This is a genomic window from Streptococcus sp. 1453 (assembly GCF_013276955.1).
GTDB lineage: Bacteria > Bacillota > Bacilli > Lactobacillales > Streptococcaceae > Streptococcus.
In genome coordinates this window covers 29,155-55,085 of sequence record NZ_VMLZ01000012.1, presented here as the reverse complement: position 1 = coordinate 55,085, position 25,931 = coordinate 29,155, and the positions used below count along the sequence as shown (strand labels likewise).

The following is a 25,931-nucleotide window of genomic DNA, read 5'->3' as shown; positions in this document are numbered from 1 at the left end:
CTTCTTAATTATAAAATATATTTCTCAATGGCACGCGCAACACCGTCTTCTTCGTTGCTGTCTGTAACATCATCAGCAAGGGATTTGACATAATCGCTGGCATTTCCCATTGCAATCCCAAGCCCTGCAAACTGGAGCATTTCAATGTCGTTATTAGCATCGCCCATGGCCATAATTTCTGAGGAATCAATCTTCAAAATCTCTGCTAGTCGAGAAAGAGCAGTAGCCTTTGTCGTACCAAGTGGCATGGCTTCATAAATGACAGGCTGCGAACGAACTCCACTAAAACGTTGACAGAGTTCCTCAGCAAAACGCTGCTCAAAATCATCTGTTTGCTCCTTTGTCCCCAAAAACATCCCTTGGAACATACGGTACTTGCCACTAGTCGCTTCCTCAAGAGAAATTTCTGTCAGGTCTGAGAAGACTAGGTCGGCATCATTTTGGATGACTTGATTGGGCTTGCCACCGAGGACAAAATAATGTTCCTCATCAAAAAGGGTCAACTGGACGTCGCTTTTTTCTGCTAGGTCATAGAGGTATTCGATATCAGCTGGACTGAGTTCTTGCCAGTCAACTAGTCCCCAGTCACTAGTCTGGTGAGTTGAACAACCGTTGTTAACAATGACATACTCATTTTGGAGATCAAGCCCCAGTTTTTGATAGTAGGGGAGGACACCGAAAAGCGGGCGCCCCGTACAGAGAACCAGTTTGACACCTTTTTCAATAGCTTGATGAATAGCAGTAATGTGAGCTTGTGGGATTTCCTTGGCTTCATTGAGGAGGGTTCCGTCCATATCCAAGGCTAGTAGTTTAATCATAAGACTTCCTTCTTTATCTTTTGGTATTATTATAGCATATTTTGGAGAAGATAATGGTAAAAGGAACGAGACTAATTGATTTTACAGTTTAGGATGTTTTGATGACAATTCATGATTTGAAGAGGATATTTCGCCAATATATGCTATACTAAAATTGTCAATGTTGCAACTAGACAAGCATAAAAAAACTAGCTTAAAATAGTTTTTTTGTAAGTAGGTATGAGTATCAGATTACTCAACTAATCTAAACAATAACGGAGGAAATATATCATGATTTTAATGACAAAAAATATAAATCTAACAAATGAAGAATTAGAGCTGATACAAGGTGGAGCAGATCCCTATGGAAAAGAACCTAATGGTTATTTTCCTTGGCAAATAGAGCCGGTATTAACTATGCCGGTTCATGGATTTTGTCCCAGAGGAACCTATGATTTAGGATATATTGGAGGAGGCAATCATCTTTGCAAAGGAAGTCCTGTGAGATTTTAAGTAAAATTTATTAGGAATATGGAGAAAACAGAGGATTTAATATGAAAAAACGGATTATTCAGATTTTACTAGCATTATCCTTAATTTTTTACAAATCAACTTGGTTTTGGGGAATTTTCAATCACCTCGCAAAGCCCTATCTACCAGCAAGTCGTGAATTTTTTCAGATTCTGCTTTGGATGGAGAGTGGAGGTCTTTTATTAGCGGTCATCTATCTACTAGTTTTTGCAGGAAAGAAGACTTTTCATTTCAAGTGGCAGTTGAGGTATTTTATCTACCTTTTACTGGGTTACATCACTTTGTATATGTCTGACTTCCTCTTGTCTTATTTCATACCCTCGTCTTCAAATCAAATCTCTTTGAATGAAACGATAGAAATGATGGGGAGACAGGAATTACCCTATTTCTTGCTCATGGCTTGCTTCATCGGCCCTATTGCTGAGGAATTGATTTATCGCGGTGTGCTTATGACAACCTTTTTCAAAAACTCGCCTTGGTACGGAGATGTCTTGCTTTCTGCTATTATTTTCGGTTATATTCATATCAATTTTGCTTTAACTCCTCTTGCTTTTTTCATTTATGCTAGTGGAGGTCTCATTTTAGCTCTACTGTATCGCATGACAAAAAATCTCTACTATCCAATACTAGTTCATATTCTCATCAATATCACTGCTTTCTGGAATGTGTGGTTACTCCTATTTTCAGGAAGTTAGCTTACTAAAAAAATGTCGGAACTTTCCGGCATTTTCTTTTTTTCACAAATAGTCATCGTTTTTCTTTTCGATATTGGAGTAGTGTGTATCCAGTTATTTTTTGAATTGATTTTGAAAATAAGATTAGCTTGAGAAAGGCAGATAGTGAAGAAGAATAGGATGTTTTTTTCCTTTTTGGAAAACTTCTAAAATATGGTATAATGAAAAGATAAAGAAGTTGGGGGTAGAAGATGAACATTCAACAATTACGCTATGTTGTGGCTATTGCAAATAGCGGTACTTTCCGTGAAGCTGCTGAAAAGATGTATGTTAGTCAGCCGAGTCTGTCTATTTCTGTTCGGGATTTGGAAAAAGAATTGGGCTTTAAGATTTTCCGTCGGACCAGCTCAGGGACTTTTTTGACCCGTCGTGGTATGGAATTTTACGAAAAAGCGCAAGAATTGGTCAAAGGATTTGATATTTTTCAAAATCAGTATGCCAATCCTGAAGAAGAAAAAGATGAATTTTCCATTGCTAGTCAGCACTATGACTTCTTGCCACCGACGATTACGGCTTTTTCAGAGCGCTATCCTGACTATAAGAACTTCCGTATTTTTGAATCAACTACTGTTCAAATCTTAGACGAAGTAGCGCAAGGGCACAGTGAGATTGGGATTATCTACCTCAACAATCAAAATAAAAAGGGTATCATGCAGAGGATTGAAAAGCTAGGTCTGGAGGTCATTGAATTGATTCCCTTCCATACTCACATTTATCTTCGTGAAGGGCATCCTTTAGCCCAGAAAGAGGAATTGGTCATGGAGGATTTAGCGGATCTACCAACGGTTCGTTTCACTCAAGAAAAAGACGAGTACCTTTATTATTCAGAGAACTTTGTTGATACCAGCGCTAGCTCACAGATGTTTAATGTGACAGACCGAGCCACCTTGAATGGTATTTTGGAGCGGACGGACGCTTATGCAACAGGTTCTGGATTTTTAGATAGTGACAGTGTCAATGGCATTACAGTTATTCGTCTCAAGGATAACCTAGATAACCGCATGGTCTATGTTAAACGTGAAGAAGTGGAACTCAGTCAAGCTGGGACCCTCTTCGTAGAAGTCATGCAAGAATATTTTAATCAGAAGAGGAAATCATGAAAAAAAGAACAATAGTGGCAGTCATTGTACTGCTTTTGATTGCGCTGGATCAGTTAGTTAAATCCTATATCGTCCAACAGATTCCACTGGGTGAAGTGCGCTCCTGGATTCCCAATTTCGTTAGCTTGACCTACCTGCAAAATCGAGGTGCAGCCTTTTCGATCTTACAAGATCAGCAGTTGTTATTCGCTGTCATTACTCTGGTTGTCGTGGTAGGTGCCATTTGGTATCTACATAAACACATGGCGGATTCACTCTGGATGGTCTTGGGTTTGACTTTGATTATTGCTGGTGGACTTGGAAATTTTATTGACAGGATCAGTCAGGGCTTTGTTGTGGATATGTTTCACCTTGACTTTATCAATTTTGCAATTTTCAATGTGGCAGATAGCTATCTGACGGTTGGAGTGATTATTTTATTGATTGCAATGCTAAAAGAGGAAATAAATGGAAATTAAAATTGAAACTGGTGGCCTGCGTTTGGATAAGGCTTTGTCAGATTTGACAGAATTATCACGCAGTCTCGCGAATGAACAAATCAAATCAGGACAGGTCTTGGTTAATGGCCAAGTCAAGAAAGCTAAATACACTGTCCAAGAGGGCGATGTCGTCACTTACCATGTTCCAGAACCAGAAGTTTTAGAGTATGTGGCTGAGGATATTCCGCTAGAAATCATCTACCAAGATGAGGATGTGGCTGTCGTTAACAAACCTCAGGGAATGGTTGTGCATCCGAGTGCTGGTCATACTAGTGGAACCCTAGTAAATGCCCTTATGTACCATATTAAGGATTTGTCGGGTATCAATGGGGTTCTGCGTCCAGGAATTGTTCATCGTATTGATAAGGATACGTCTGGCCTTCTCATGATTGCTAAAAATGATGAGGCGCATTTAGCACTTGCTCAAGAACTTAAGGATAAAAAGTCTCTTCGCAAATATTGGGCGATTGTTCATGGAAATCTGCCTAATGATCGTGGTGTGATTGAAGCACCGATTGGTCGAAGTGAAAAAGATCGTAAGAAACAGGCTGTGACTGCTAAAGGGAAGCCTGCAGTGACTCGTTTCCACGTCTTGGAACGCTTTGGAGATTATAGCTTAGTGGAGTTACAACTGGAGACAGGTCGCACTCATCAAATCCGTGTTCACATGGCTTATATTGGTCATCCAGTCGCTGGTGATGAAGTCTATGGTCCTCGCAAGACTTTGAAAGGACATGGACAATTTCTTCATGCCAAGACTCTAGGATTTACTCATCCGAGAACAGGTGAGACCTTAGAATTTACAGCAGATATCCCAGAGATTTTTAAGGAAACCTTGGAGAAATTAAGGAAGTAAGAATGAAAAAGAAATTGATTAGTTTAGCACTTGCAGGCGCTTTTTTAGGTTTGTCATTGCATGGAAATGTTCAAGCTCAAGAAAGTTCAGGAAATAAAATCCACTTTATAAATGTTCAAGAAGGTGGCAGTGATGCGATTATTCTTGAAAGCAATGGACATTTTGCCATGGTGGATACAGGAGAAGATTATGATTTCCCAGATGGAAGTGATTCTCGCTATCCATGGAGAGAAGGAATTGAAACGTCTTATAAGCATGTTCTGACAGACCGTGTCTTTCGTCGTTTGAAGGAATTGGGTGTCCAAAAACTTGATTTTATTTTGGTGACCCATACCCACAGTGATCATATTGGAAATGTTGATGAATTACTGTCTACCTATCCAGTTGACCGAGTTTATCTTAAAAAATATAGTGATAATCGTATTACTAATTCTGAACGTTTATGGGATAATCTGTACGGTTATGATAAGGTTTTACAGACTGCTGCAGAAAAAGGTGTTTCAGTTATTCAAAATATCACACAAGGGGATGCTCATTTTCAGTTTGGGGACATGGATATTCAACTCTATAACTATGAAAATGAAACTGATTCATCAGGTGAATTAAAGAAAATTTGGGATGACAATTCCAATTCCTTGATTAGCGTGGTGAAAGTCAATGGCAAGAAAATTTACCTTGGGGGCGATTTAGATAATGTGCATGGAGCGGAAGACAAGTATGGACCTCTTATTGGAAAAGTTGATTTGATGAAGTTTAATCATCACCATGATACCAACAAATCAAATACCAAGGATTTCATTAAAAATTTGAGTCCGAGTTTGATTGTCCAAACTTCGGATAGTCTACCTTGGAAAAATGGTGTTGATAGTGAGTATGTTAATTGGCTCAAAGAACGAGGAATTGAGAGAATCAACGCAGCCAGCAAAGACTATGATGCAACAGTTTTTGATATTCGACAAGACGGTTTTGTCAATATTTCAACTTCCTACAAGCCGATTCCAAGTTTTCAAGCTGGTTGGCATAAGAGTGCATATGGGAACTGGTGGTATCAAGCGCCTGATTCTACAGGAGAGTATACTGTCGGTTGGAATGAAATCGAAGGTGAATGGTATTACTTCAACCAAACGGGTATCTTGTTACAGAATCAATGGAAAAAATGGAACAATCATTGGTTCTATTTGACAGACTCTGGTGCTTCTGCTAAAAATTGGAAGAAAATTGATGGAATCTGGTATTATTTCAACAAAGAAAATCAGATGGAAATTGGTTGGGTAAATACTGGAGGTCAATCCTATTATTTATCAAAGGATGGCTCTATGAAGACAGGCTGGCTTCAATATAAGGGGCAATGGTATTACTTTGCTCAATCAGGAGAAATGAAAACGGGCTGGGTAAAAGATAAAGAAACCTGGTACTATATGGATTCTACTGGTATCATGAAGACAGGCGAGATAGAAGTTGCTGGTCAACATTATTATCTGGAAGATTCAGGAGCTATGAAGCAAGGTTGGTTTAAAAAGGCAAACGATTGGTACTTCTACAAGGAAGACGGTTCACGAGCTGTGGGTTGGATCAAGGACAAGGATAAATGGTACTTCTTGAAAGAAAATGGTCAATTACTTGTGAACGGTAAGACACCAGAAGGTTATACTGTTGATTCAAGTGGTGTCTGGTTAGTGGATGTTCCAGTCGAAAAATCTGCTACAATTAAAACTACAAGTCATTCAGAAATAAAAAAATCCAATGAAGTAGTGACAAAAGATCTTGAAAATAAAGAAACGAGTCAACATGAAAGTGTTACAAGTTCTTCAACTAGTCAAGATTTGACTTCATCAACTTCACAAAGCTCTGAAACGACTGCAAACAAATCGGAATCAGAACAGAAGTAAAAAGAAGGTTTTAGGGCCTTCTTTTTCCTATCAACTCTTTTCTATTTCCTGTTATTCATGTTATAATGGATAAATATGAATAATCGGAGTGAGACTATGAAATATAAACGGATTGTCTTTAAGGTGGGGACTTCTTCTCTGACGAATGAGGATGGAAGTTTATCACGTAGTAAGGTAAAGGCTATTACCCAGCAGTTAGCTATGTTGCACGAGGCTGGTCATGAATTGATTTTGGTGTCGTCAGGTGCCATTGCGGCTGGTTTTGGAGCCTTAGGATTTAAAAAGCGTCCGACTAAGATTGCTGATAAACAGGCTTCAGCAGCGGTAGGGCAGGGGCTTTTGTTGGAAGAATACACGACCAATCTTCTCTTGCGTCAAATCGTTTCTGCCCAAATCTTGCTGACCCAGGATGACTTTGTGGATAAGCGTCGTTATAAAAATGCCCATCAGGCCTTGTCAGTTCTACTTAGCCGTGGGGCGATTCCTATCATCAATGAGAATGACAGTGTCGTTATTGATGAGCTCAAGGTTGGGGACAATGATACTCTGAGTGCACAGGTTGCAGCCATGGTCCAAGCAGACCTTTTGGTTCTCTTGACAGACGTCGACGGTCTTTATACTGGAAACCCTCATTCAGATCCAAGAGCCAAACGCTTGGAGAAAATCGAGACCATCAATCGTGAGATTATTGATATGGCTGGTGGAGCAGGTTCGTCTAATGGTACAGGTGGTATGTTAACCAAAATCAAGGCTGCAACTATTGCGACAGAATCAGGAGTTCCTGTTTATATCTGCTCATCCTTGAAGGCAGATGCCATGATGGAGGCGGCTGAGGATACCAAGGATGGTTCTTACTTTGTTGCGCAAGAGAAGGGACTTCGTACCCAGAAACAATGGCTGGCTTTCTATGCTCAGAGTCAAGGTTCTATTTGGGTTGATAAAGGGGCCGCAGAAGCTCTCTCTCAACATGGAAAGAGTCTTCTCTTATCTGGTATCGTTGAAGCAGAAGGAGCCTTTTCTTACGGTGATATCGTGACAGTATTTGACAAGGAAAGTGGAAAATCACTTGGAAAAGGACGTGTGCAATTTGGGGCATCTGCTTTGGAGGATATGTTGCGTTCTCAAAAAGCCAAGGGGGTCTTGATTCACCGCGATGACTGGATTTCCATTACGCCTGAAATCCAACTACTCTTTACAGAATTTTAGAGGTAAACTATGGTAAGTACACAAGAACAATTTGAACAGGTACAGGCTGTTAAGAAGTCTATCAACACAGCTAGTGAAGACGTAAAAAACCAAGCCTTGCTAGCCATGGCTGATCACTTACTAGCAGCTACTGAGGAGATTTTAGCGGCTAATGCCCTTGATATGGAAGCGGCTAAAGGTAAAATTTCAGATGTGATGCTGGATCGTCTTTATTTGGATGCAGGTCGTATAGAAGCAATGGCAAGAGGAATTCGTGAAGTGGTTGCCTTACCAGATCCAGTCGGTGAAGTTTTAGAAACCAATCAGCTTGAAAACGGTTTGGTTATCACAAAGAAACGTGTAGCTATGGGAGTTATTGGTATTATCTATGAAAGCCGTCCAAATGTGACGTCTGACGCGGCTGCTCTGGCTCTCAAGAGTGGGAATGCAGTTGTTCTTCGTAGTGGGAAGGATGCCTATCAAACAGCTCATGCTATTGTCACAGCCTTGAAAAAGGGCTTGGAGACGACTACCATTCATCCAGATGTGATTCAACTGGTGGAAGATACCAGCCGTGAAAGTAGCTATGCCATGATGAAGGCCAAGGGCTATTTAGATCTTCTCATTCCTCGTGGAGGGGCTGGTTTGATCAATGCAGTTGTTGAAAATGCGATCGTACCTGTTATTGAGACAGGGACTGGGATTGTCCATGTCTATGTAGATAAGGATGCTGATGAAGACAAGGCTCTGTCTATTATCAACAATGCTAAAACTAGTCGTCCTTCTGTCTGCAATGCCATGGAGGTTCTACTTGTTCATGAAGACAAGGCAGCAAGCTTCCTTCCTCGCTTGGAGAAGGTGCTGGTTGCAGATCGAAAAGAAGCTGGGTTGGAACCAATTCAATTCCGCTTGGATGAAAAAGCAAGTCAGTTTCTTTCAGGTCAAGCGGCTGAGGCCAAAGACTTTGACACCGAGTTTTTAGACTATGTCCTAGCTGTTAAAGTTGTGAGCAGTTTAGAAGAAGCGGTTGCCCATATTGAGGCTCACAGTACCCATCATTCGGATGCGATTGTGACGGAAAATGCTGAAGTTGCAGCTTACTTTACAGATCAAGTGGACTCTGCAGCGGTTTATGTTAATGCATCAACTCGTTTCACCGATGGTGGCCAATTTGGTCTGGGTTGTGAAATGGGAATTTCTACTCAGAAACTGCATGCGCGTGGTCCAATGGGCTTAAAAGAATTGACTAGCTACAAGTATGTGGTTACTGGTGACGGGCAGATAAGGGAGTAAGAGATGAAGATTGGATTTATCGGTTTGGGGAATATGGGAGCTAGTTTGGCCAAGGCTGTCTTGCAGACTAGACTGGCAGATGAGATTCTCCTTGCCAATCGTAGCCAAGCCAAGGTGGATGCTTTCGTTGCCGACTTTGGTGGTCAGGCTTCAAGCAACGAAGAAATATTCGCAGAAGCAGATGTGATTTTTCTAGGAGTAAAGCCTGCACAGTTCTCAGACTTGCTTTCTCAATACCAGACCATCCTTGAAAAACGCGAAAGTCTTCTTTTGATTTCCATGGCAGCTGGATTGACTTTAGAAAAACTAGCAAGTCTTATCCCAAGTCAACACCGAATTATTCGTATGATGCCAAATACCCCTGCTTCTATCGGACAAGGAGTGATTAGTTATGCCTTGTCTCCTAATTGCAGGGCTGAGGACGGTGCTCTCTTTTGTCAGCTTTTAACCAAGGCTGGCCTCTTGGTTGAACTAGGAGAAGGCTTAATTGACGCGGCGACAGGTCTTGCAGGTTGTGGACCAGCCTTTGTCTATCTCTTTATTGAGGCCTTGGCAGATGCAGGTGTTCAGACGGGATTGCCACGAGAGACAGCATTGAAAATGGCGGCTCAAACTGTGGTAGGAGCGGGGCAATTGGTCCTTGAAAGTCAGCAACATCCTGGAGTTTTGAAAGACCAAGTTTGCAGCCCAGGCGGTTCGACTATCGCTGGTGTAGCGAGCCTAGAAGCGCATGCTTTTCGAGGAACGGTCATGGATGCAGTTGGTCAAGCCTACAAACGAACACAAGAACTAGGTAAATAAGAGGTGGATGTGTCTGCCTCTTTTATGGTGGTTGATACTCTTCGAAAATCTCTTCAAACCACGTCAGCTTCCATCTGCAACCTCAAAACAGTGTTTTGAGCAACCTGCGGTTAGCTTCCTAGTTTGCTCTTTGATTTTCATTGAGTATGAAATGAGAAGACAAAAAGATTGTCACAAACCCCTATTTTTTTGATAGAATAGAAGTAGTAAAAAAGAAATGAGTTAGACATGTCAAAAGGATTTTTAGTCTCTCTTGAGGGACCGGAGGGAGCAGGAAAGACCAGTGTTTTAGAGGCTCTGCTACCAATTTTAGAGGAAAAAGGAGTAGAGGTGCTGACGACCCGTGAACCTGGCGGAGTCTTGATTGGGGAGAAGATTCGGGAAGTGATTTTGGACCCAAGTCATACTCAGATGGATTCGAAGACAGAACTCCTTCTCTATATCGCCAGTCGCAGGCAGCACTTGGTGGAAAAAGTTCTTCCAGCCCTTGAAGCTGGTAAGTTGGTCATTATGGACCGCTTCATCGATAGTTCTCTTGCCTATCAGGGGTTTGGTCGTGGCTTGGATATTGACGCCATTGATTGGCTCAATCAGTTTGCGACAGATGGCCTTAAACCTGATTTGACACTCTATTTTGACATCGAGGTAGAAGAAGGACTGGCTCGCATTGCTGCTAATAGCAATCGCGAGGTCAATCGTTTGGACTTGGAAGGCTTGGACTTGCATAAAAAAGTTCGACAAGGCTATCTTTCTCTTCTGGATAAAGAAGGAAATCGCATTGTCAAGATCGATGCTAGTCTCCCTTTGGAGCAGGTTGTGGAAACTACCAAGGCTGTCTTGTTTGACAGAATGGGCTTGGCCAAATGAAACAAGATCAACTAAAGGCTTGCCAACCAGCCCAGTTTGACCGCTTTGTCCGTATCCTAGAACAAGACCAGCTCAATCATGCCTACCTCTTTTCAGGTTTCTTTGGAAGCTTGGAAATGGCGCAATTTTTAGCTAAAAGTCTCTTTTGCACGGATAAAGTAGGTATTTTACCATGTGAGAAATGCCGAAATTGTAAGCTGATTGAACAGGGAGAATTTCCCGATGTCACCTTGATTAAGCCAGTCAATCAGGTTATTAAGACAGAACGCATTCGGGAATTGGTGGGACAGTTTTCTCAAGCAGGGATTGAAAGCCAGCAGCAGGTTTTTATTATCGAGCAAGCTGAGAAGATGCACCCCAACGCAGCCAATTCTCTGCTCAAGGTCATCGAAGAACCCCAGAGTGAGGTTTATATTTTCTTCTTGACCAGCGATGAAGAAAAGATTTTACCGACAATCCGAAGTCGGACGCAGATTTTCCACTTTAAAAAGCAAGAAGAAAAGCTCATCCATCAATTAGAACAAGCAGGTCTGGTCAAGAAAAAAGCAACTCTTTTAGCCCAGTTTAGTCAATCGCGAGCTGAAGCAGAAAAGTTAGCCAATCAGGCAAGTTTTTGGATCTTAGTCGATGAAAGTGAACGCCTGCTGACTTGGTTAGTGGCTAAGAAAAAAGAAAGTTATTTGCAGGTTGCTAAATTAGCGAACTTGGCTGATGACAAGGAAAAACAAGATCAGGTTTTACGGATTCTTGAAGTCCTCTGTGGGCAGGACCTCCTGCAAGCAAGAGTAAGAGTGATTCTACAAGATTTGCTAGAAGCTAGAAAAATGTGGCAAGCTAATGTCAGCTTTCAAAATGCCATGGAATATCTGGTCTTGAAAGAAATATAAACTAAAAAATGAATGATAAAGAAAGGAAAGGGCTGGTTTATGGACAAAAAAGAATTATTTGACGCGCTGGATGATTTTTCCCAACAGTTATTGGTAACCTTGGCCGATGTGGAAGCCATCAAGAAAAATCTCAAGAGCCTGGTAGAGGAAAATACAGCTCTTCGTTTGGAAAATAGTAAGTTGCGAGAACGCTTGGGTGAGGTGGAAGCAGATGCTCCTGTCAAGGCCAAGCATGTTCGTGAAAGTGTCCGTCGGATTTATAAAGATGGTTTTCACGTGTGTAATGATTTTTATGGACAACGTCGAGAGCAGGACGAAGAATGTATGTTCTGTGATGAGTTGTTATACAGGGAGTAAGCATGCAGATTCAAAAAAGTTTTAAGGGGCAGTCTCCCTATGGCAAGCTGTACCTAGTAGCAACGCCGATTGGCAATCTAGATGATATGACATTTCGAGCTATTCAGACCTTGAAAGAAGTGGACTGGATTGCAGCTGAGGATACGCGCAATACAGGTCTTTTGCTCAAGCATTTCGACATTCAGACAAAGCAGATCAGTTTTCATGAGCATAATGCTAAGGAAAAAATTCCTGATTTGATTGGTTTCCTGAAAGCAGGGCAAAGTATTGCTCAGGTTTCTGATGCGGGTCTGCCTAGCATCTCAGACCCTGGTCATGATTTAGTTAAGGCAGCCATTGAGGAAGAAATTGCGGTTGTGACTGTTCCAGGTGCCTCTGCAGGAATTTCTGCCTTGATTGCCAGTGGTCTAGCGCCGCAGCCCCATATCTTTTACGGCTTTTTACCGAGAAAATCAGGCCAGCAAAAACAATTTTTCGACTCAAAAAAAGACTATCCTGAAACACAAATTTTCTATGAATCGCCCCATCGTGTGGCAGATACATTGGAAAATATGCTAGAAGTCTACGGTGATCGTTCGGTCGTCTTGGTCAGAGAATTGACCAAAATCTATGAAGAATACCAACGAGGAAAGATCTCTGAATTGTTGGAAAACATAGCTGAAACACCACTCAAGGGCGAATGCCTTCTCATTGTTGAGGGTGCCAGCCAAGATGTGGAGGAGAAGGACGAGGAGGACTTGTTTTCAGAAATCCAATCTCGCATCCAGCAAGGCATGAAGAAAAACCAAGCTATTAAGGAAGTTGCTAAGATTTACCAGTGGAATAAAAGCCAGCTCTACGCTGCCTACCACGACTGGGAAGAAAATCAAGAAAATGACTAAACAGGGAAGTTTGCCTTCTTCCCTTTTTTTGTTATACTAGTAGAAGAAAAAAATAGAAAGATTTGTGGGAGTGAAAAAGTCCGGGGGACTTTTTCAGCCTGAGCCAAGAAACTCGAAAGCGAAGTAAGTCCTGTGGACTTTTTCAGCCTGAGCCAAGAAACTCGAAAGCGAGGAAAGTCCAGTGGACTTTTTCAGCCTGAGCCAAGAAACTCGAGAGCGAAGTAAGTCCGGGGGACTTTTTCAGCCTGAGCCAGGAAATTTGAAAGCGAAGTAAGTTCTGTGGACTTTTTCATCCTGAGCCAAGAAATTCGAAAGCTCTTAAGTCCGATTGGCTTTTTCAATGTGAACCTTGTCTTCACACTCCCAAAGAGGTATTAGTGTCGTGTCTCAATCTTATATCAATGTTATCGGTGCTGGTTTGGCAGGTTCTGAAGCAGCCTACCAAATTGCAGAACGTGGTATTCCAGTTAAACTTTATGAAATGCGTGGTATCAAGTCAACACCCCAGCACAAAACAGACAATTTTGCAGAGTTAGTTTGTTCTAATTCTCTTCGTGGGGATGCTTTGACAAATGCAGTGGGTCTCCTCAAGGAAGAAATGCGTTGCTTGGGTTCTGTTATTTTGGAATCTGCTGAGGCTACACGTGTTCCCGCTGGAGGAGCCCTTGCGGTGGACCGTTATGGTTTCTCCCAAATGGTGACCGAAACAGTGGCTAATCATCCCTTGATTGAAGTGGTGCGTGATGAAATTACAGAATTGCCAACGGATGTTATCACAGTTGTGGCGACTGGTCCCTTGACTAGTGATGCCCTAGCTGAGAAAATTCATGCCCTTAATGACGGTGATGGTTTCTATTTCTACGATGCGGCAGCGCCTATTATCGACGTCAACACCATCGATATGAGCAAGGTTTATCTCAAGTCTCGTTATGATAAGGGAGAAGCTGCCTACCTCAATGCTCCAATGACCAAGCAAGAGTTCATGGATTTCCATGAAGCCTTGGTCAATGCGGAAGAAGCTCCGCTTAATTCTTTCGAAAAAGAAAAGTATTTTGAAGGTTGTATGCCTATCGAAGTCATGGCCAAGCGTGGCATTAAAACTATGCTTTATGGACCTATGAAACCAGTGGGTCTTGAGTATCCGGACGACTACACAGGACCTCGTGATGGCGAATTTAAAACACCTTATGCGGTTGTGCAACTTCGTCAGGATAATGCAGCTGGTAGCCTATACAATATTGTTGGTTTCCAGACCCACCTTAAATGGGGAGAACAAAAGAGAGTCTTTCAAATGATTCCAGGTCTTGAAAATGCTGAGTTTGTTCGTTATGGTGTCATGCACCGCAATTCTTATATGGATTCACCAAATCTTCTTGAGCAGACTTACCGTTCTAAGAAACAACCAAATCTCTTCTTTGCTGGTCAGATGACGGGTGTAGAAGGCTATGTTGAGTCAGCAGCTTCAGGCTTAGTTGCGGGTATTAACGCTGCTCGTCTTTTCAAGGGAGAAAGTGAGGCTATTTTCCCAGAGACGACGGCTATCGGAAGCTTAGCTCATTACATAACCCATGCTGACAGCAAACATTTCCAACCGATGAATGTCAATTTTGGAATCATCAAGGAGTTGGAAGGCGAACGTATCCGTGATAAGAAGGCTCGTTATGAAAAAATTGCAGAGCGTGCCCTTGCCGACTTAGAGGAATTTTTGACTGTCTAATTTTTTTGAAAGAATTGCTCATGATACTATAAAAATCTTAGAAATTGTGATAAAATAGGTAGGATAAAAAAAGGAGAGTGAAAATGGCGAATCCCAAGTATAAACGTATTTTAATCAAGTTATCAGGTGAAGCCCTTGCCGGTGAACGTGGCGTAGGGATTGATATCCAAACAGTTCAAACAATCGCAAAAGAGATTCAAGAAGTTCATAGCTTAGGTATCGAAATTGCCCTTGTTATCGGTGGAGGAAATCTCTGGCGTGGTGAACCTGCTGCAGAAGCAGGAATGGACCGCGTTCAGGCAGATTACACAGGAATGCTTGGGACTGTTATGAATGCTCTTGTGATGGCAGATTCATTGCAACAAGTTGGGGTTGATACACGTGTGCAAACAGCTATTGCTATGCAACAAGTGGCAGAGCCTTATGTCCGTGGACGTGCCCTTCGTCACCTTGAAAAAGGCCGTATCGTTATCTTTGGTGCCGGAATTGGTTCACCTTACTTCTCAACCGATACAACAGCGGCCCTTCGTGCAGCGGAGATCGAAGCAGATGCCATCCTTATGGCTAAAAATGGGGTCGACGGTGTTTATAATGCTGATCCTAAGAAAGACAAGACAGCCGTTAAGTTTGAAGAATTGACTCACCGTGACGTTATCAATAAAGGTCTTCGTATCATGGACTCAACAGCTTCAACCCTCTCAATGGATAACGACATTGACTTGGTTGTCTTCAACATGAACCAACCAGGCAACATCAAACGTGTCGTATTTGGTGAAAATATCGGAACAACAGTTTCAAATAATATCGAAGAAAAGGAATAAGAAAGATTATGGCTAACGCAATTATTGAAAAAGCTAAAGAGAGAATGACCCAGTCTCACCAATCACTTGCTCGTGAATTTGGTGGTATCCGTGCCGGTCGTGCCAATGCAAGCTTGCTGGACCGTGTACATGTAGAATACTATGGAGTAGAAACTCCTCTTAACCAAATCGCTTCAATTACGATTCCAGAAGCGCGTGTTTTGTTAGTAACACCATTTGACAAGTCTTCATTGAAAGACATCGAACGTGCCTTGAATGCCTCTGATCTTGGTATCACACCAGCTAACGATGGTTCTGTAATCCGTTTGGTTATCCCTGCTCTTACAGAAGAAACTCGTCGTGACCTAGCTAAAGAAGTGAAGAAGGTCGGCGAAAATGCTAAAGTGGCTGTCCGCAATATCCGTCGCGATGCTATGGACGAAGCTAAGAAACAAGAAAAAGCAAAAGAAATCACTGAAGACGAATTGAAGACTCTTGAAAAAGATATTCAAAAAGTAACAGACGATGCTGTTAAACACATCGACGACATGACTGCCAACAAAGAAAAAGAACTTTTGGAAGTCTAAAAATAAACAGAAAAACTCAGTTGGCATTGCTGGCTGAGTTTTATTCGAAAGAAGGAAATATGAATACAAATCTTGCAAGTTTTATCGTTGGACTGATCATCGATGAAAATGACCGTTTTTACTTTGTGCAAAAGGATGGCCAAACCTATGCGCTTGCCAAGGAAGAAGGTCAGCATACAGTAGGTGATACGGTTAAAGGTTTTGCTTATACAGATATGAAGCAAAAGCTCCGCTTGACCACTTTAGAAGTAACTGCCACTCAGGATCAATTTGGTTGGGGCCGTGTCACAGAAGTTCGTAAAGACTTGGGTGTCTTTGTGGATACAGGCCTTCCTGAAAAGGAAATCGTAGTGTCACTTGATATTCTCCCTGAGCTCAAGGAACTCTGGCCTAAGAAGGGCGATCAACTCTACATCCGTCTTGAAGTAGACAAGAAAGACCGTATCTGGGGACTCTTAGCCTATCAAGAAGACTTCCAACGTTTGGCTCGTCCTGCCTACAACAACATGCAGAACCAAAACTGGCCAGCCATTGTATATCGCCTCAAGCTGTCAGGAACCTTTGTTTACCTACCAGAGAATAACATGCTTGGCTTTATCCATCCTAGCGAACGCTACGCAGAGCCACGATTGGGTCAAGTTCTAGATGCGCGTGTCATTGGTTTCCGTGAAGTGGACCGTACCTTGAACCTCTCCCTCAAACCACGTTCATTTGAAATGTTGGAAAATGATGCTCAGATGATTTTGACTTATTTGGAAAGCAATGGCGGTTTCATGACCTTAAATGATAAGTCATCTCCAGACGACATTAAAGCAACCTTTGGCATTTCTAAAGGTCAGTTCAAGAAAGCACTCGGCGGTTTGATGAAGGCTGGTAAAATCAAGCAAGACCAGTTTGGGACAGAGTTGATTTAGGGTGATTTATGAGAAAATCATTTTACACTTGGCTCATGACCGAGCGCAATCCTAAAAGTAACAGTCCCAAAGCTATCTTGGCAGACCTAGCTTTTGAAGAGTCATCTTTCCCAAAACACACCGATGATTTTGATGAGGTGAGTCGCTTTCTGGAAGAACATGCCAGTTTCTCTTTTAACCTAGGAGACTTTGACGCTATCTGGCAAGAATACTTAGAACACTAGACTTTATTCATTAGGTTTGGGCTAGTAATTTATCCATCCCTTTGCTATAATAAAAAGAAATAAAAGGATTAGAGAGGTTCTTTATTTGAAGGAACATTCAATAGACATTCAACTGAGTCATCCAGATGATCTGTTTCATCTTTTTGGTTCCAATGAACGCCATCTTCGTTTGATGGAAGAAGAGCTTGATGTGGTAATTCATGCCCGTACGGAGATTGTCCAGGTTTTGGGAGAGGAGACTGCCTGTGAGGAAGCTCGTCAGATTATTCAAGCTCTCATGGTCTTGGTTAATCGGGGAATGACGGTTGGCACACCAGATGTGGTAACTGCGATTAGCATGGTCAAAAACGATGAAATTGACAAGTTTGTCGCCCTTTACGAAGAAGAAATCATTAAAGACAATACAGGGAAGCCTATCCGTGTTAAAACCTTAGGTCAAAAGCTTTATGTGGATAGCGTTAAGCAACACGATGTGACCTTTGGAATCGGACCAGCAGGGACAGGGAAGACCTTTCTTGCAGTGACCTTGGCAGTGACTGCCCTTAAACGTGGTCAGGTCAAACGGATTATCCTGACTCGTCCAGCAGTGGAAGCAGGAGAAAGTCTAGGATTTCTTCCGGGTGACCTCAAGGAGAAGGTGGATCCTTACCTTCGACCTGTTTATGATGCCTTGTATCAGATTCTGGGGAAAGACCAAACGACTCGTCTCATGGAGCGTGAAATTATTGAAATTGCGCCCCTTGCCTACATGCGTGGACGAACCTTGGATGATGCCTTTGTCATTCTCGATGAGGCGCAAAATACGACCATCATGCAGATGAAGATGTTCTTGACTCGTCTAGGTTTTAATTCTAAGATGATTGTCAATGGAGATATCAGTCAGATTGACCTTCCACGTAATGTCAAGTCCGGTTTGATTGATGCCCAAGAAAAACTCAAGAACATTCATCAAATTGACTTTGTTCATTTTTCAGCCAAGGATGTGGTTCGCCATCCAGTTGTCGCTCAGATTATCCGAGCTTATGAACCAGCACCTGTCAAGAATGAAGAGAGTGAAGAATTAGAGTCTCAACCTCTGTCTGAAGGATAGCTCTTTTGTAATTAAAGTTATCTCAATACTAAGTATAATTTGCTTTTTAAATATTTCATTCAATATCCTTATATTAGTTAGAAACTTTTCAAGTGGTGGAAACCTATGGAATCAATTTTTGTAAAATTTGCCCAGTATCCGTATATAGAAACGGAGCATTTATTGCTTAGACCTGTAACCTTGGATGATGCGGAAGCTATGTTTGAGTATGCCTCAGACAGAGAAAATACGCGCTACACTTTTCAAACAAATCAAAGTTTGGAAGAAACCAAGAATAACATTGCTCAGTTCTACTTGGCTAATCCCTTGGGGCGTTGGGGGATCGAATTAAAAGATAATGGCAAGTTTATCGGAACTATTGACTTACACAAGATTGATCCTGTTCTTAAGAAGGCAGCTATTGGCTACATTATCAATAAAAAGTATTGGAATCAAGGATTGACGACAGAAGCCAATCGTGCCGTAATTGAACTTGCTTTTGAGAAGATAGGGATGAATAAGTTGACTGCCCTTTACGATAAGGACAATCCTGCATCTGGAAAGGTCATGGAGAAATCAGGCATGCGTTTTTCACATGCAGAACCATATGCTTGTATGGACCAGCATGAAAAAGGCCGAATCGTTACAAGAGTTCATTATGTCTTGACCAAGGAAGACTATTTTGCAAATAAATAAGCAGTTGAAAAGAAATTTTCGACTGTTTTTTCTTTCTCTTACGAATAATCTAAGAGAGGAGAAAATATGGAAGCAATTATCGAGAAAATCAAAGAGTATAAAATCATTGTCATCTGTACTGGTCTGGGCTTACTTGTAGGAGGATTTTTCCTGCTAAAACCAGCTCCACAAACACCTGTAAAAGAAACGAATTTGCAGGCAGAAGTTGCAGCTGTTTCCAAGGATTCGGTATTCGAAAAGGAAGAACCCCTTGAACAAGACCTAATCACAGTAGATGTGAAGGGGGCTGTTAAATCGCCAGGGATTTATGATTTGCCTGTAGGTAGTCGAGTCAATGACGCTGTTCAGAAGGCAGGTGGCTTGACAGAGCAAGCAGACAGCAAGTCGCTTAATCTAGCTCAGAAAGTTAGTGACGAGGCTCTGGTTTACGTTCCCACTAAGGGAGAAGAATCAGCTAGTCAGCAGGCAGGTTCTGGGACGGCTTCTTCAACAAGCAAGGAAAAGAAGGTCAATCTCAACAAGGCCAGTCTGGAAGAGCTTAAACAGGTCAAGGGACTGGGAGGAAAACGAGCTCAGGACATTATCGACCATCGTGAGTCAAATGGGAAATTCAAGTCAGTAGACGAGCTCAAAAAGGTCTCTGGCATTGGTGCCAAGACTATAGAAAAGTTAAAAGACTATGTTGCAGTGGATTAAAAATTTCCCCCTTCCCCTAATCTATCTGAGTTTTCTATTGCTCTGGCTTTACTACGCTATTTTCTCAGCATCCTATCTTGCTTTGTTGGGTTTCGTTTTTCTGCTAGTCTGTCTTTTTTTCCAATTTTCGTGGAAATCAGCTAGTAAAGTTCTACTGCTTTGCGGAATCTTTGGATTCTGGTTTCTGTTTCAAAATTGGCAACAGAGTCAAGCGAGTCAAAACTTAGCGGATTCTGTTGAGAGGGTGCGGATTTTGCCTGACACTATTAAGGTCAATGGTGACAGTCTATCCTTTCGTGGCAAGTCTGATGGACGCATTTTTCAAGTCTACCATAAACTCCAGTCTGAGGAAGAAAAAGAAGCCTTTCAAGCTTTAACCGACCTTCATGAGATAGGACTAGAAGGGAAGCTTTCGGAGCCAGAAGGGCAGAGAAATTTTGGTAGCTTTGACTACCAAGCTTATCTGAAGACTCAGGGAATTTACCAGATTCTCAATATCAAAAAAATCCAGTCACTTCAAAAGGTAAGCAGTTGGGATATAGGCGAAAACTTGTCCAGTTTACGCCGTAAGGCTGTAGTTTGGATTAAGACACATTTTCCAGACCCTATGCGCAATTACATGACAGGTCTCTTGCTAGGACATCTGGACACAGATTTTGAGGAGATGAATGAGCTTTATTCCAGTCTAGGAATTATCCACCTTTTTGCTTTGTCTGGTATGCAGGTAGGTTTTTTCATGGAAGGCTTTAAGAAACTTCTCTTACGATTGGGCTTGACCCAAGAAAAGTTGAAGTGGCTGACTTATCCCTTTTCCCTTATTTATGCAGGGCTAACAGGATTTTCAGCCTCGGTCATTCGCAGTCTCTTACAAAAGTTACTGGCTCAACATGGTGTTAAGGGCTTGGATAATTTTGCCTTGACTGTGCTTGTACTCTTTATTATCATGCCCAACTTTTTCCTGACTGCAGGAGGAGTTTTGTCATGTGCTTATGCTTTTATCTTGACCATGACCAGCAAAGAAGAGGAGGGGCTCAAGGCTGTTGCCAGAGAAAGTCTAGTCATTTCTTTGGGTATATTCCCCATTCTATCCTTCTATTTTGCGGAATTTCAGCCTTGGTCCATCCTTTTGACCTTTGTCTTTTCCTTTCTTTTTGACTTGGTCTTCTTACCGCTCTTGTCTATCTTATTTGCCCTTTCCTTTCTCTATCCAGTCATTCAGCTTAATTTTATTTTTGAATGGTTGGAGGGAATGATTCGCTTGGTATCACAGGTGGCAAGTAGACCTCTGGTCTTTGGACAACCCAATGCATGGCTTTTAATCTTATTGTTAATTTCCTTGGCTTTGGTCTATGATTTGAGGAAAAACATTAAAAGGCTAGCAGTATTGAGCTTGTTGATTACAGGACTCTTTTTCTTGACAAAGCATCCACTGGAAAATGAAATTACAATGCTGGATGTGGGGCAAGGTGAAAGTATTTTCCTAAGGGATCTAACTGGGAAGACCATTCTCATAGATGTAGGTGGCAAGGCAGAATCTGATAAGAAAATCGAAAAATGGCAAGAAAAGACGACGACCAGCAATGCCCAGCGAACCTTGATGCCCTATCTTAAAAGTCGAGGAGTAGCCAAGATTGACCAGCTAATTTTGACTAACACGGACAAGGAGCATATTGGAGATTTGTTGGAGGTGACCAAGGCATTCCATGTAGGCGAAATTTTAGTGTCCAAAGGCAGTTTGAAACAGAAGGAATTTGTTGCAGAACTACAAGCGACCCAAACAAAAGTTCGAAGTATAACAGCAGGAGAGAACTTGCCAATTTTTGGAAGTCAGATAGAAGTCCTATCTCCAAGGAAAATTGGAGATGGAGGTCATGAAGATTCCCTGGTTTTGTATGGAAAACTTTTGGATAAAAACTTTCTTTTCACAGGAAAATTGGATGAGAAGGGGGAGAAGGCCTTGATGAAGCATTATCCTGACCTAAAGGTGGATGTCTTGAAAGCTAGCCAACATGGCTCTAAAAAATCATCAAGTTTAGCCTTTTTAGAACAGCTCAAACCAGAGATGACTCTCATCTCAGTTGAAAAGAATAATCGAACGAAACTACCCCATCAGGAAACCTTGACACGACTGGAAACTATCAATAGCAAAGTATATCGAACTGACCAGCAAGGGGCTATACGCTTTAAAGGGTGGAAAAGTTGGAAAATAGAAAGCGTTCGATAGGAAAGATAGATACTATATATTAGTAAAATAAACTAAAAATCTGTTGCATAATAATGATAAAAACGATATAATGAAAACGTATTCAATGTTAATGATATAAAACTATTAAAAATTAGCAAAAATCGTTTAATTAGTTAGTTTATAATCCATTGGTCTTTTTCAGTCCAGTGTATCTGCTAAGAGTGTTCTTAAAAGTATCGGTATGATTGGAATATCTTCTATAGATCTAGTATGAATTTCCATGGATATAGACATACTAACGTTCCGTCATGGTCTCGTTATTACAGCTATTCTGAGTATCCAGTTGGTTCTGGCTGGAACTACGGTCGTTATGAGGTCATAAACTATTACAGCGGAGGCTATTAATTCTTAAAGAGTGAGAAAAAGGAGGGCTAGATATGTTGCAGCTTACTCATGTGACCTTAAAAACGCGACAAGTCATCTTACAAGATGTTGATTTTACATTTGAAAAGGGTAGGATTTATGGTATTCTTGCTATCAATGGTTCTGGAAAGACGACACTGTTCCGCGCCATTAGCAATTTAATTCCTATAAGTAGCGGAAATATTGTAGCCCATCCTTCTTTATTTTATTATGAGAGCGTTGAATGGCTGGATGGAAACTTAAGTGGGATGGACTATCTTCGCCTTATCAAAAACATCTGGAAGTCAGGGCTGAACTTGGGGGATGAAATTGATTACTGGGAAATGTCTGACTATATCAGCCTTCCCATTCGCAAGTATTCCTTAGGCATGAAGCAACGCTTGGTGATTGCCATGTATTTCCTGAGTCAGGCGAAATGCTGGCTCATGGATGAGATTACAAATGGCTTAGATGAGTATTATCGACAGAAGTTTTTTGATAGGCTGGCACAAATCGACAGACAAGAACAGCTGGTTCTTTTAAGTTCCCACTATAAGGAAGAGTTGCTTGATGTCTGCGATAGAGTAGTAACCATTCATCAGGGGCAGATAGAAGAGGTTTAGTTTATGAAAGATGTTAGTCTATTTTTATTAAAAAAAGTTTTCAAAAGTCGCTTAAACTGGATTATCTTAGCTTTATTTGTATCTGGACTCGGTGTTACCTTTTATTTTAATAGTCAGACTGCAAACTCCGTCAGCTTGGAGAGCGAGTTGGAAACCCGTCTTGTAAAAGATGAGAGAGTCATCAATGAATATGAAGAGGAACTCTCCCAAATTTCTGATACCAACTCGGAGGAATACCAGATTGCTAAAAGTAATTTAGAATCGCAAAAAAATCTTTTGACTCAAAAGAAAGAAATTCTGGATTTGTTAAAAGAAGGACGCTGGAAAGAAGCCTACTATTTGCAGTGGCAAGATGAAGAGAAGAATTATGAAGTTATGTCAAATCAACCGACTGCTAGCTCTGACTTTAAAATGGCGGTTGACCGCCAACGAAAGATTTACCAAGCCCTGTATCCCTTGAATATAAAAGCACATACTTTGGAGTTTCCGACCCACGGGATTGATCAGATTGTCTGGATTTTAGAGGCTATCATCCCAAGCTTGTTTGTGGTTGCTATTATTTTTATGCTAACGCAACTATTTGCAGAAAGATATCAAAATCATCTGGATACAGCTCAATTATATCCTTTTTCAAAAGTGGCATTTGCCATGTCCTCCCTTGGAGTTGGAGTGGGCTATGTAACTGTGCTGTTTATCGGAATCAGCGGATTTTCTTTTCTAGTGGGAAGTCTGATAAGTGGTTTTGGACAGTTAGATTATCCCTACCCGATTTATAGCTTAGTGAATCAAGAGGTAACTATTGGAAAGATACAAGATATGTTATTTCCTGGCTTGTTATTAGCTTTCTTAGCCTTTATCGTCATTGTGGAAGTCGTCTACTTGATTACTTACTTTTTCAATCAAAAAATGCCTGTCCTTTTTCTTTCACTCATTGGGATTGTTGGCTTATTGTTTGGCATCCAAACAATTCAGCCTCTTCAAAGGATTGCACATCTGATTCCCTTTACTTACTTGCGTTCAGTGGAGATTTTATCTGGAAGATTACCTAAGCAAATTGATAATGTCAATCTGAATTGGAGCATGGGAATGGTCTTACTTCCTTGCCTGATTATCCTTTTGTTAGTGGGGATTCTATTTATCGAAAGATGGGGCAGTTTACGTAAAAGGGAAGTTTTTAATAGATTCTAGCTTTCCTATAGGGAAGCTAAGGAAAAACTAACATAGAGAGGGAATCAACTTGATTCTCTCTTTTTGATTCGAAAGCCAAGCCAAAATACAAAGCCAAAATATAAACAGAAACTTTTCAAAAAAATAACTTTTTATCTTGACAAGAGCTAGAAAACTTGGTATCATATAAAAGTTGAGAAAAGCAGAAGTGAGAGCTTCTCGCCTTGTGACATTAAGTTGCCTGGCCCTACGGATGAAAAGTTTCTAAGAAACGCTATCATAACGTGCGGGCTTGTATATTTACGAGTCCGCTATTGTTTTTCTCTAATAAAACAAAAGAGGTGAAAACCATAGCAAAGCAAGACTTATTCATCAATGATGAGATTCGTGTACGTGAAGTTCGCTTGATTGGTCTTGAAGGAGAACAGCTAGGCATCAAACCACTCAGTGAAGCGCAAGCTTTGGCTGATAACGCTAATGTTGACCTAGTATTGATTCAACCCCAAGCCAAACCGCCTGTTGCAAAAATTATGGACTACGGTAAGTTCAAATTTGAGTACCAGAAGAAGCAAAAAGAACAACGTAAAAAACAAAGTGTTGTTACTGTGAAAGAAGTTCGTCTAAGTCCAACTATTGACAAGGGTGACTTTGATACAAAACTTCGCAATGCACGCAAATTCCTTGAAAAAGGAAATAAAGTTAAGGTATCTATTCGCTTTAAGGGTCGTATGATTACCCATAAAGAGATTGGTGCAAAAGTTTTAGCCGAGTTTGCTGAAGCAACTCAAGATATTGCCATCATCGAACAACGTGCTAAAATGGATGGACGTCAAATGTTCATGCAATTGGCGCCAGCGACTGACAAAAAATAATTGTCAGAAAGTTAAATAAAGGAGAAAAAATCATGCCAAAACAAAAAACACACCGCGCATCAGCTAAACGTTTCAAACGTACAGGTTCTGGTGGACTTAAACGTTTCCGTGCTTACACTTCTCACCGTTTCCACGGAAAAACTAAGAAACAACGTCGTCATCTTCGTAAAGCATCTATGGTGCATTCAGGAGATTACAAACGTATCAAAGCAATGCTTACTCGCTTGAAATAATAGCTTGACTGTAAGTAAACAATTCTAGGAAATATTTGGAGGAAATAAAACATGGCACGTGTTAAAGGTGGCGTTGTATCACGCAAACGTCGTAAACGTATTCTTAAATTAGCAAAAGGTTACTATGGAGCTAAACACATCTTGTTCCGTACTGCAAAAGAACAAGTAATGAACTCTTACTACTATGCATACCGTGACCGTCGTCAGAAAAAACGTGACTTCCGCAAATTGTGGATCACTCGTATCAACGCGGCAGCTCGTATGAACGGACTTTCATACTCACAATTGATGCATGGTTTGAAATTGGCTGAGATCGAAGTTAACCGTAAAATGCTTGCTGACTTGGCTGTTAACGATGCAGTAGCTTTCACAGCTCTTGCAGATGCAGCTAAAGCAAAACTTGGTAAATAATAACAGATAAGACTGGAACAGGATTGTCCCAGTCTTTTTAAAAATAAAGGAGAAAAATATGGCTTCAAAAATGCTACACACTTGCTTGCGAGTAGAAAATCTTGAAAAATCAATTGCATTTTATCAAGATGCTTTTGGTTTTAAAGAATTGCGTCGCAGAGATTTTCCAGACCATGCCTTTACAATTGTCTATCTAGGACTTGAAGGTGACGACTATGAGTTGGAGTTGACTTATAACTACGATCATGGTCCTTATGTGGTTGGAGATGGGTTTGCCCATATTGCTCTCAGTACACCTGATCTTGAGGCACTTCATCAAGAGCATAGTGCCAAAGGTTATGAAGTTACTGAGCCAAATGGTCTACCAGGAACTGCACCTAACTATTACTTTGTCAAAGACCCTGATGGCTACAAGGTCGAAGTCATTCGTGAAAAATAATCTCGTGAAGTCAAGTAGAATGTTCGTTTTCTACTTGACTTTTTTTAGCTGAAAGAGTATACTAGTGAAAATTTAACCTTTAAGGGGAGTCCAGAGAGACTCACAAGGTGTCAGATAAAAGAATAGTGCAATTTTCTATAGGAGACTTTTTGAGTGTGCTCTCTTCTGTTGTACGATTTTAACTGAGGCCTTGCACTAGCAAGGTCTTTTCTTTGTCTGGTCCCCTTAAAATTTAAGGA

At 41.1% G+C, this 25,931-nt stretch carries 29 protein-coding genes, 2 pseudogenes and 1 other annotated feature; of the genes and pseudogenes, 29 read left to right on the top strand and 2 right to left on the bottom strand.

What is annotated here, in order from left to right; translation table 11 throughout:
- Positions 1–8: 8 nt before the first annotated feature.
- Complete coding sequence (locus HW098_RS07930) at positions 9–818, bottom strand: Cof-type HAD-IIB family hydrolase (RefSeq protein WP_176139761.1); 810 nt, start codon at positions 816–818, stop codon at positions 9–11.
- 270 nt (positions 819–1,088) lie between these two features.
- Here HW098_RS07930 and HW098_RS07925 point away from each other — a divergent pair, with 270 nt between their 5' ends.
- Together HW098_RS07925 and HW098_RS07920 are read left to right on the top strand one after the other, a co-directional pair.
- Positions 1,089–1,310, top strand: a complete 222-nt coding sequence (locus HW098_RS07925; protein WP_173218238.1) for an SP_0924 family bacteriocin-like peptide — start codon at positions 1,089–1,091, stop codon at positions 1,308–1,310.
- A gap of 41 nt (positions 1,311–1,351) precedes the next feature.
- Positions 1,352–2,023, top strand: coding sequence for a CPBP family intramembrane glutamic endopeptidase (locus tag HW098_RS07920; protein ID WP_176139760.1), 672 nt, complete (start codon positions 1,352–1,354; stop codon positions 2,021–2,023).
- Positions 2,024–2,075: 52 nt separating this feature from the next.
- Here HW098_RS07920 and HW098_RS10595 read toward each other — a convergent pair.
- Positions 2,076–2,261, bottom strand: a pseudogene (locus HW098_RS10595) (AraC family transcriptional regulator).
- Here HW098_RS10595 and HW098_RS07910 point away from each other — a divergent pair.
- The 27 genes and pseudogenes from HW098_RS07910 (at position 2,254) to HW098_RS07785 (ending at position 25,692) form a co-directional block, all read left to right on the top strand.
- Positions 2,254–3,162: a LysR family transcriptional regulator gene (locus HW098_RS07910; RefSeq protein ID WP_049488647.1), complete on the top strand. Its 909-nt coding sequence runs from the start codon at positions 2,254–2,256 to the stop codon at positions 3,160–3,162. The pseudogene HW098_RS10595 and the gene HW098_RS07910 overlap by 8 nt on opposite strands.
- The gene (lspA, locus tag HW098_RS07905; protein WP_057487381.1) at positions 3,159–3,620 is read left to right on the top strand and encodes a signal peptidase II; all 462 of its coding nucleotides are present in this window, start codon (positions 3,159–3,161) and stop codon (positions 3,618–3,620) included. Before HW098_RS07910 ends, lspA begins: the two co-directional genes overlap by 4 nt.
- Positions 3,610–4,497 (top strand): RluA family pseudouridine synthase, encoded by an 888-nt coding sequence (locus HW098_RS07900; RefSeq protein ID WP_057487382.1) that lies wholly within the window; start codon positions 3,610–3,612, stop codon positions 4,495–4,497. The genes lspA and HW098_RS07900 overlap by 11 nt, the downstream gene beginning before the upstream one ends.
- Positions 4,498–4,499: 2 nt before the next feature.
- Positions 4,500–6,386 carry a phosphorylcholine esterase CbpE gene (cbpE, locus tag HW098_RS07895; protein ID WP_176139759.1) on the top strand — a complete coding sequence of 629 codons (1,887 nt, stop codon included), beginning with the start codon at positions 4,500–4,502 and terminating at the stop codon, positions 6,384–6,386.
- A gap of 96 nt (positions 6,387–6,482) precedes the next feature.
- Positions 6,483–7,592, top strand: coding sequence for a glutamate 5-kinase (proB, locus tag HW098_RS07890; protein ID WP_240149474.1), 1,110 nt, complete (start codon positions 6,483–6,485; stop codon positions 7,590–7,592).
- A gap of 9 nt (positions 7,593–7,601) precedes the next feature.
- Positions 7,602–8,864 (top strand): glutamate-5-semialdehyde dehydrogenase, encoded by a 1,263-nt coding sequence (locus tag HW098_RS07885; RefSeq protein ID WP_176139757.1) that lies wholly within the window; start codon positions 7,602–7,604, stop codon positions 8,862–8,864.
- Positions 8,865–8,867: 3 nt separating this feature from the next.
- A complete protein-coding gene (gene proC, locus HW098_RS07880) occupies positions 8,868–9,665 on the top strand; it encodes a pyrroline-5-carboxylate reductase (RefSeq protein ID WP_176139756.1) in 798 nt (265 codons plus the stop codon).
- Between the two features lie 228 nt (positions 9,666–9,893).
- A complete protein-coding gene (gene tmk / locus HW098_RS07875) occupies positions 9,894–10,532 on the top strand; it encodes a dTMP kinase (RefSeq protein WP_176139755.1) in 639 nt (212 codons plus the stop codon).
- Positions 10,529–11,419: a DNA polymerase III subunit delta' gene (locus HW098_RS07870; protein ID WP_176139754.1), complete on the top strand. Its 891-nt coding sequence runs from the start codon at positions 10,529–10,531 to the stop codon at positions 11,417–11,419. Before tmk ends, HW098_RS07870 begins: the two co-directional genes overlap by 4 nt.
- 39 nt (positions 11,420–11,458) lie before the next feature.
- Positions 11,459–11,776 (top strand): DNA replication initiation control protein YabA, encoded by a 318-nt coding sequence (gene yabA / locus HW098_RS07865; RefSeq protein WP_000358227.1) that lies wholly within the window; start codon positions 11,459–11,461, stop codon positions 11,774–11,776.
- A 2-nt stretch (positions 11,777–11,778) separates the two neighbouring features.
- Entirely contained in the window at positions 11,779–12,657 is an 879-nt protein-coding gene (gene rsmI / locus HW098_RS07860; RefSeq protein WP_176139753.1) for a 16S rRNA (cytidine(1402)-2'-O)-methyltransferase, read from the top strand.
- Positions 12,658–13,039: 382 nt separating this feature from the next.
- A complete protein-coding gene (trmFO, locus tag HW098_RS07855; RefSeq protein WP_176139752.1) occupies positions 13,040–14,374 on the top strand; it encodes a methylenetetrahydrofolate--tRNA-(uracil(54)-C(5))-methyltransferase (FADH(2)-oxidizing) TrmFO in 1,335 nt (444 codons plus the stop codon).
- 83 nt (positions 14,375–14,457) lie between these two features.
- On the top strand, positions 14,458–15,195 hold the full coding sequence (pyrH, locus tag HW098_RS07850) for a UMP kinase (RefSeq protein WP_000002996.1): 738 nt from the start codon (positions 14,458–14,460) through the stop codon (positions 15,193–15,195).
- 8 nt (positions 15,196–15,203) lie between these two features.
- Positions 15,204–15,761 carry a ribosome recycling factor gene (gene frr, locus HW098_RS07845; protein ID WP_001262225.1) on the top strand — a complete coding sequence of 186 codons (558 nt, stop codon included), beginning with the start codon at positions 15,204–15,206 and terminating at the stop codon, positions 15,759–15,761.
- A gap of 59 nt (positions 15,762–15,820) precedes the next feature.
- Positions 15,821–16,675 carry an RNA-binding virulence regulatory protein CvfB gene (cvfB, locus tag HW098_RS07840; RefSeq protein ID WP_176139751.1) on the top strand — a complete coding sequence of 285 codons (855 nt, stop codon included), beginning with the start codon at positions 15,821–15,823 and terminating at the stop codon, positions 16,673–16,675.
- An 8-nt stretch (positions 16,676–16,683) separates the two neighbouring features.
- Complete coding sequence (locus HW098_RS07835) at positions 16,684–16,899, top strand: YozE family protein (protein ID WP_001232089.1); 216 nt, start codon at positions 16,684–16,686, stop codon at positions 16,897–16,899.
- Positions 16,900–16,984: 85 nt separating this feature from the next.
- Positions 16,985–17,989, top strand: a complete 1,005-nt coding sequence (locus tag HW098_RS07830; RefSeq protein ID WP_176139750.1) for a PhoH family protein — start codon at positions 16,985–16,987, stop codon at positions 17,987–17,989.
- A 105-nt stretch (positions 17,990–18,094) separates the two neighbouring features.
- Positions 18,095–18,664, top strand: a complete 570-nt coding sequence (locus tag HW098_RS07825; RefSeq protein ID WP_176139749.1) for a GNAT family N-acetyltransferase — start codon at positions 18,095–18,097, stop codon at positions 18,662–18,664.
- A gap of 66 nt (positions 18,665–18,730) precedes the next feature.
- On the top strand, positions 18,731–19,360 hold the full coding sequence (locus HW098_RS07820; RefSeq protein WP_049511762.1) for a helix-hairpin-helix domain-containing protein: 630 nt from the start codon (positions 18,731–18,733) through the stop codon (positions 19,358–19,360).
- The gene (locus HW098_RS07815; RefSeq protein WP_176139748.1) at positions 19,344–21,584 is read left to right on the top strand and encodes a DNA internalization-related competence protein ComEC/Rec2; all 2,241 of its coding nucleotides are present in this window, start codon (positions 19,344–19,346) and stop codon (positions 21,582–21,584) included. Before HW098_RS07820 ends, HW098_RS07815 begins: the two co-directional genes overlap by 17 nt.
- A gap of 148 nt (positions 21,585–21,732) precedes the next feature.
- Positions 21,733–21,950: pseudogene (locus HW098_RS10590) on the top strand (hypothetical protein).
- Between the two features lie 32 nt (positions 21,951–21,982).
- A complete protein-coding gene (locus tag HW098_RS07810; RefSeq protein ID WP_176139747.1) occupies positions 21,983–22,570 on the top strand; it encodes an ABC transporter ATP-binding protein in 588 nt (195 codons plus the stop codon).
- A 3-nt stretch (positions 22,571–22,573) separates the two neighbouring features.
- On the top strand, positions 22,574–23,758 hold the full coding sequence (locus tag HW098_RS07805) for a hypothetical protein (RefSeq protein WP_176139746.1): 1,185 nt from the start codon (positions 22,574–22,576) through the stop codon (positions 23,756–23,758).
- A gap of 173 nt (positions 23,759–23,931) precedes the next feature.
- Positions 23,932–24,063: a sequence feature (ribosomal protein L20 leader region), on the top strand.
- Between the two features lie 15 nt (positions 24,064–24,078).
- Positions 24,079–24,609, top strand: coding sequence for a translation initiation factor IF-3 (gene infC / locus HW098_RS07800; RefSeq protein ID WP_000848180.1), 531 nt, complete (start codon positions 24,079–24,081; stop codon positions 24,607–24,609).
- A 32-nt stretch (positions 24,610–24,641) separates the two neighbouring features.
- A complete protein-coding gene (gene rpmI / locus HW098_RS07795; RefSeq protein WP_001125943.1) occupies positions 24,642–24,842 on the top strand; it encodes a 50S ribosomal protein L35 in 201 nt (66 codons plus the stop codon).
- 51 nt (positions 24,843–24,893) lie between these two features.
- The gene (rplT, locus tag HW098_RS07790) at positions 24,894–25,253 is read left to right on the top strand and encodes a 50S ribosomal protein L20 (RefSeq protein WP_000124836.1); all 360 of its coding nucleotides are present in this window, start codon (positions 24,894–24,896) and stop codon (positions 25,251–25,253) included.
- A 58-nt stretch (positions 25,254–25,311) separates the two neighbouring features.
- The gene (locus tag HW098_RS07785; RefSeq protein WP_000157153.1) at positions 25,312–25,692 is read left to right on the top strand and encodes a VOC family protein; all 381 of its coding nucleotides are present in this window, start codon (positions 25,312–25,314) and stop codon (positions 25,690–25,692) included.
- Positions 25,693–25,931: the final 239 nt, after the last annotated feature.

What these genes read in the sequence shown, in the direction of transcription:
- HW098_RS07930 (WP_176139761.1), bottom strand. Translation starts at nt 818, where the DNA reads ATGATTAAACTACTAGCCTTGGATATGGACGGAACCCTCCTCAATGAA.
- HW098_RS07925 (WP_173218238.1), top strand. Translation starts at nt 1,089, where the DNA reads ATGATTTTAATGACAAAAAATATAAATCTAACAAATGAAGAATTAGAG.
- HW098_RS07920 (WP_176139760.1), top strand. Translation starts at nt 1,352, where the DNA reads ATGAAAAAACGGATTATTCAGATTTTACTAGCATTATCCTTAATTTTT.
- HW098_RS07910 (WP_049488647.1), top strand. Translation starts at nt 2,254, where the DNA reads ATGAACATTCAACAATTACGCTATGTTGTGGCTATTGCAAATAGCGGT.
- lspA (WP_057487381.1), top strand. Translation starts at nt 3,159, where the DNA reads ATGAAAAAAAGAACAATAGTGGCAGTCATTGTACTGCTTTTGATTGCG.
- HW098_RS07900 (WP_057487382.1), top strand. Translation starts at nt 3,610, where the DNA reads ATGGAAATTAAAATTGAAACTGGTGGCCTGCGTTTGGATAAGGCTTTG.
- cbpE (WP_176139759.1), top strand. Translation starts at nt 4,500, where the DNA reads ATGAAAAAGAAATTGATTAGTTTAGCACTTGCAGGCGCTTTTTTAGGT.
- proB (WP_240149474.1), top strand. Translation starts at nt 6,483, where the DNA reads ATGAAATATAAACGGATTGTCTTTAAGGTGGGGACTTCTTCTCTGACG.
- HW098_RS07885 (WP_176139757.1), top strand. Translation starts at nt 7,602, where the DNA reads ATGGTAAGTACACAAGAACAATTTGAACAGGTACAGGCTGTTAAGAAG.
- proC (WP_176139756.1), top strand. Translation starts at nt 8,868, where the DNA reads ATGAAGATTGGATTTATCGGTTTGGGGAATATGGGAGCTAGTTTGGCC.
- tmk (WP_176139755.1), top strand. Translation starts at nt 9,894, where the DNA reads ATGTCAAAAGGATTTTTAGTCTCTCTTGAGGGACCGGAGGGAGCAGGA.
- HW098_RS07870 (WP_176139754.1), top strand. Translation starts at nt 10,529, where the DNA reads ATGAAACAAGATCAACTAAAGGCTTGCCAACCAGCCCAGTTTGACCGC.
- yabA (WP_000358227.1), top strand. Translation starts at nt 11,459, where the DNA reads ATGGACAAAAAAGAATTATTTGACGCGCTGGATGATTTTTCCCAACAG.
- rsmI (WP_176139753.1), top strand. Translation starts at nt 11,779, where the DNA reads ATGCAGATTCAAAAAAGTTTTAAGGGGCAGTCTCCCTATGGCAAGCTG.
- pyrH (WP_000002996.1), top strand. Translation starts at nt 14,458, where the DNA reads ATGGCGAATCCCAAGTATAAACGTATTTTAATCAAGTTATCAGGTGAA.
- frr (WP_001262225.1), top strand. Translation starts at nt 15,204, where the DNA reads ATGGCTAACGCAATTATTGAAAAAGCTAAAGAGAGAATGACCCAGTCT.
- cvfB (WP_176139751.1), top strand. Translation starts at nt 15,821, where the DNA reads ATGAATACAAATCTTGCAAGTTTTATCGTTGGACTGATCATCGATGAA.
- HW098_RS07835 (WP_001232089.1), top strand. Translation starts at nt 16,684, where the DNA reads ATGAGAAAATCATTTTACACTTGGCTCATGACCGAGCGCAATCCTAAA.
- HW098_RS07825 (WP_176139749.1), top strand. Translation starts at nt 18,095, where the DNA reads ATGGAATCAATTTTTGTAAAATTTGCCCAGTATCCGTATATAGAAACG.
- HW098_RS07820 (WP_049511762.1), top strand. Translation starts at nt 18,731, where the DNA reads ATGGAAGCAATTATCGAGAAAATCAAAGAGTATAAAATCATTGTCATC.
- HW098_RS07815 (WP_176139748.1), top strand. Translation starts at nt 19,344, where the DNA reads ATGTTGCAGTGGATTAAAAATTTCCCCCTTCCCCTAATCTATCTGAGT.
- HW098_RS07810 (WP_176139747.1), top strand. Translation starts at nt 21,983, where the DNA reads ATGTTGCAGCTTACTCATGTGACCTTAAAAACGCGACAAGTCATCTTA.
- HW098_RS07805 (WP_176139746.1), top strand. Translation starts at nt 22,574, where the DNA reads ATGAAAGATGTTAGTCTATTTTTATTAAAAAAAGTTTTCAAAAGTCGC.
- rpmI (WP_001125943.1), top strand. Translation starts at nt 24,642, where the DNA reads ATGCCAAAACAAAAAACACACCGCGCATCAGCTAAACGTTTCAAACGT.
- rplT (WP_000124836.1), top strand. Translation starts at nt 24,894, where the DNA reads ATGGCACGTGTTAAAGGTGGCGTTGTATCACGCAAACGTCGTAAACGT.
- HW098_RS07785 (WP_000157153.1), top strand. Translation starts at nt 25,312, where the DNA reads ATGGCTTCAAAAATGCTACACACTTGCTTGCGAGTAGAAAATCTTGAA.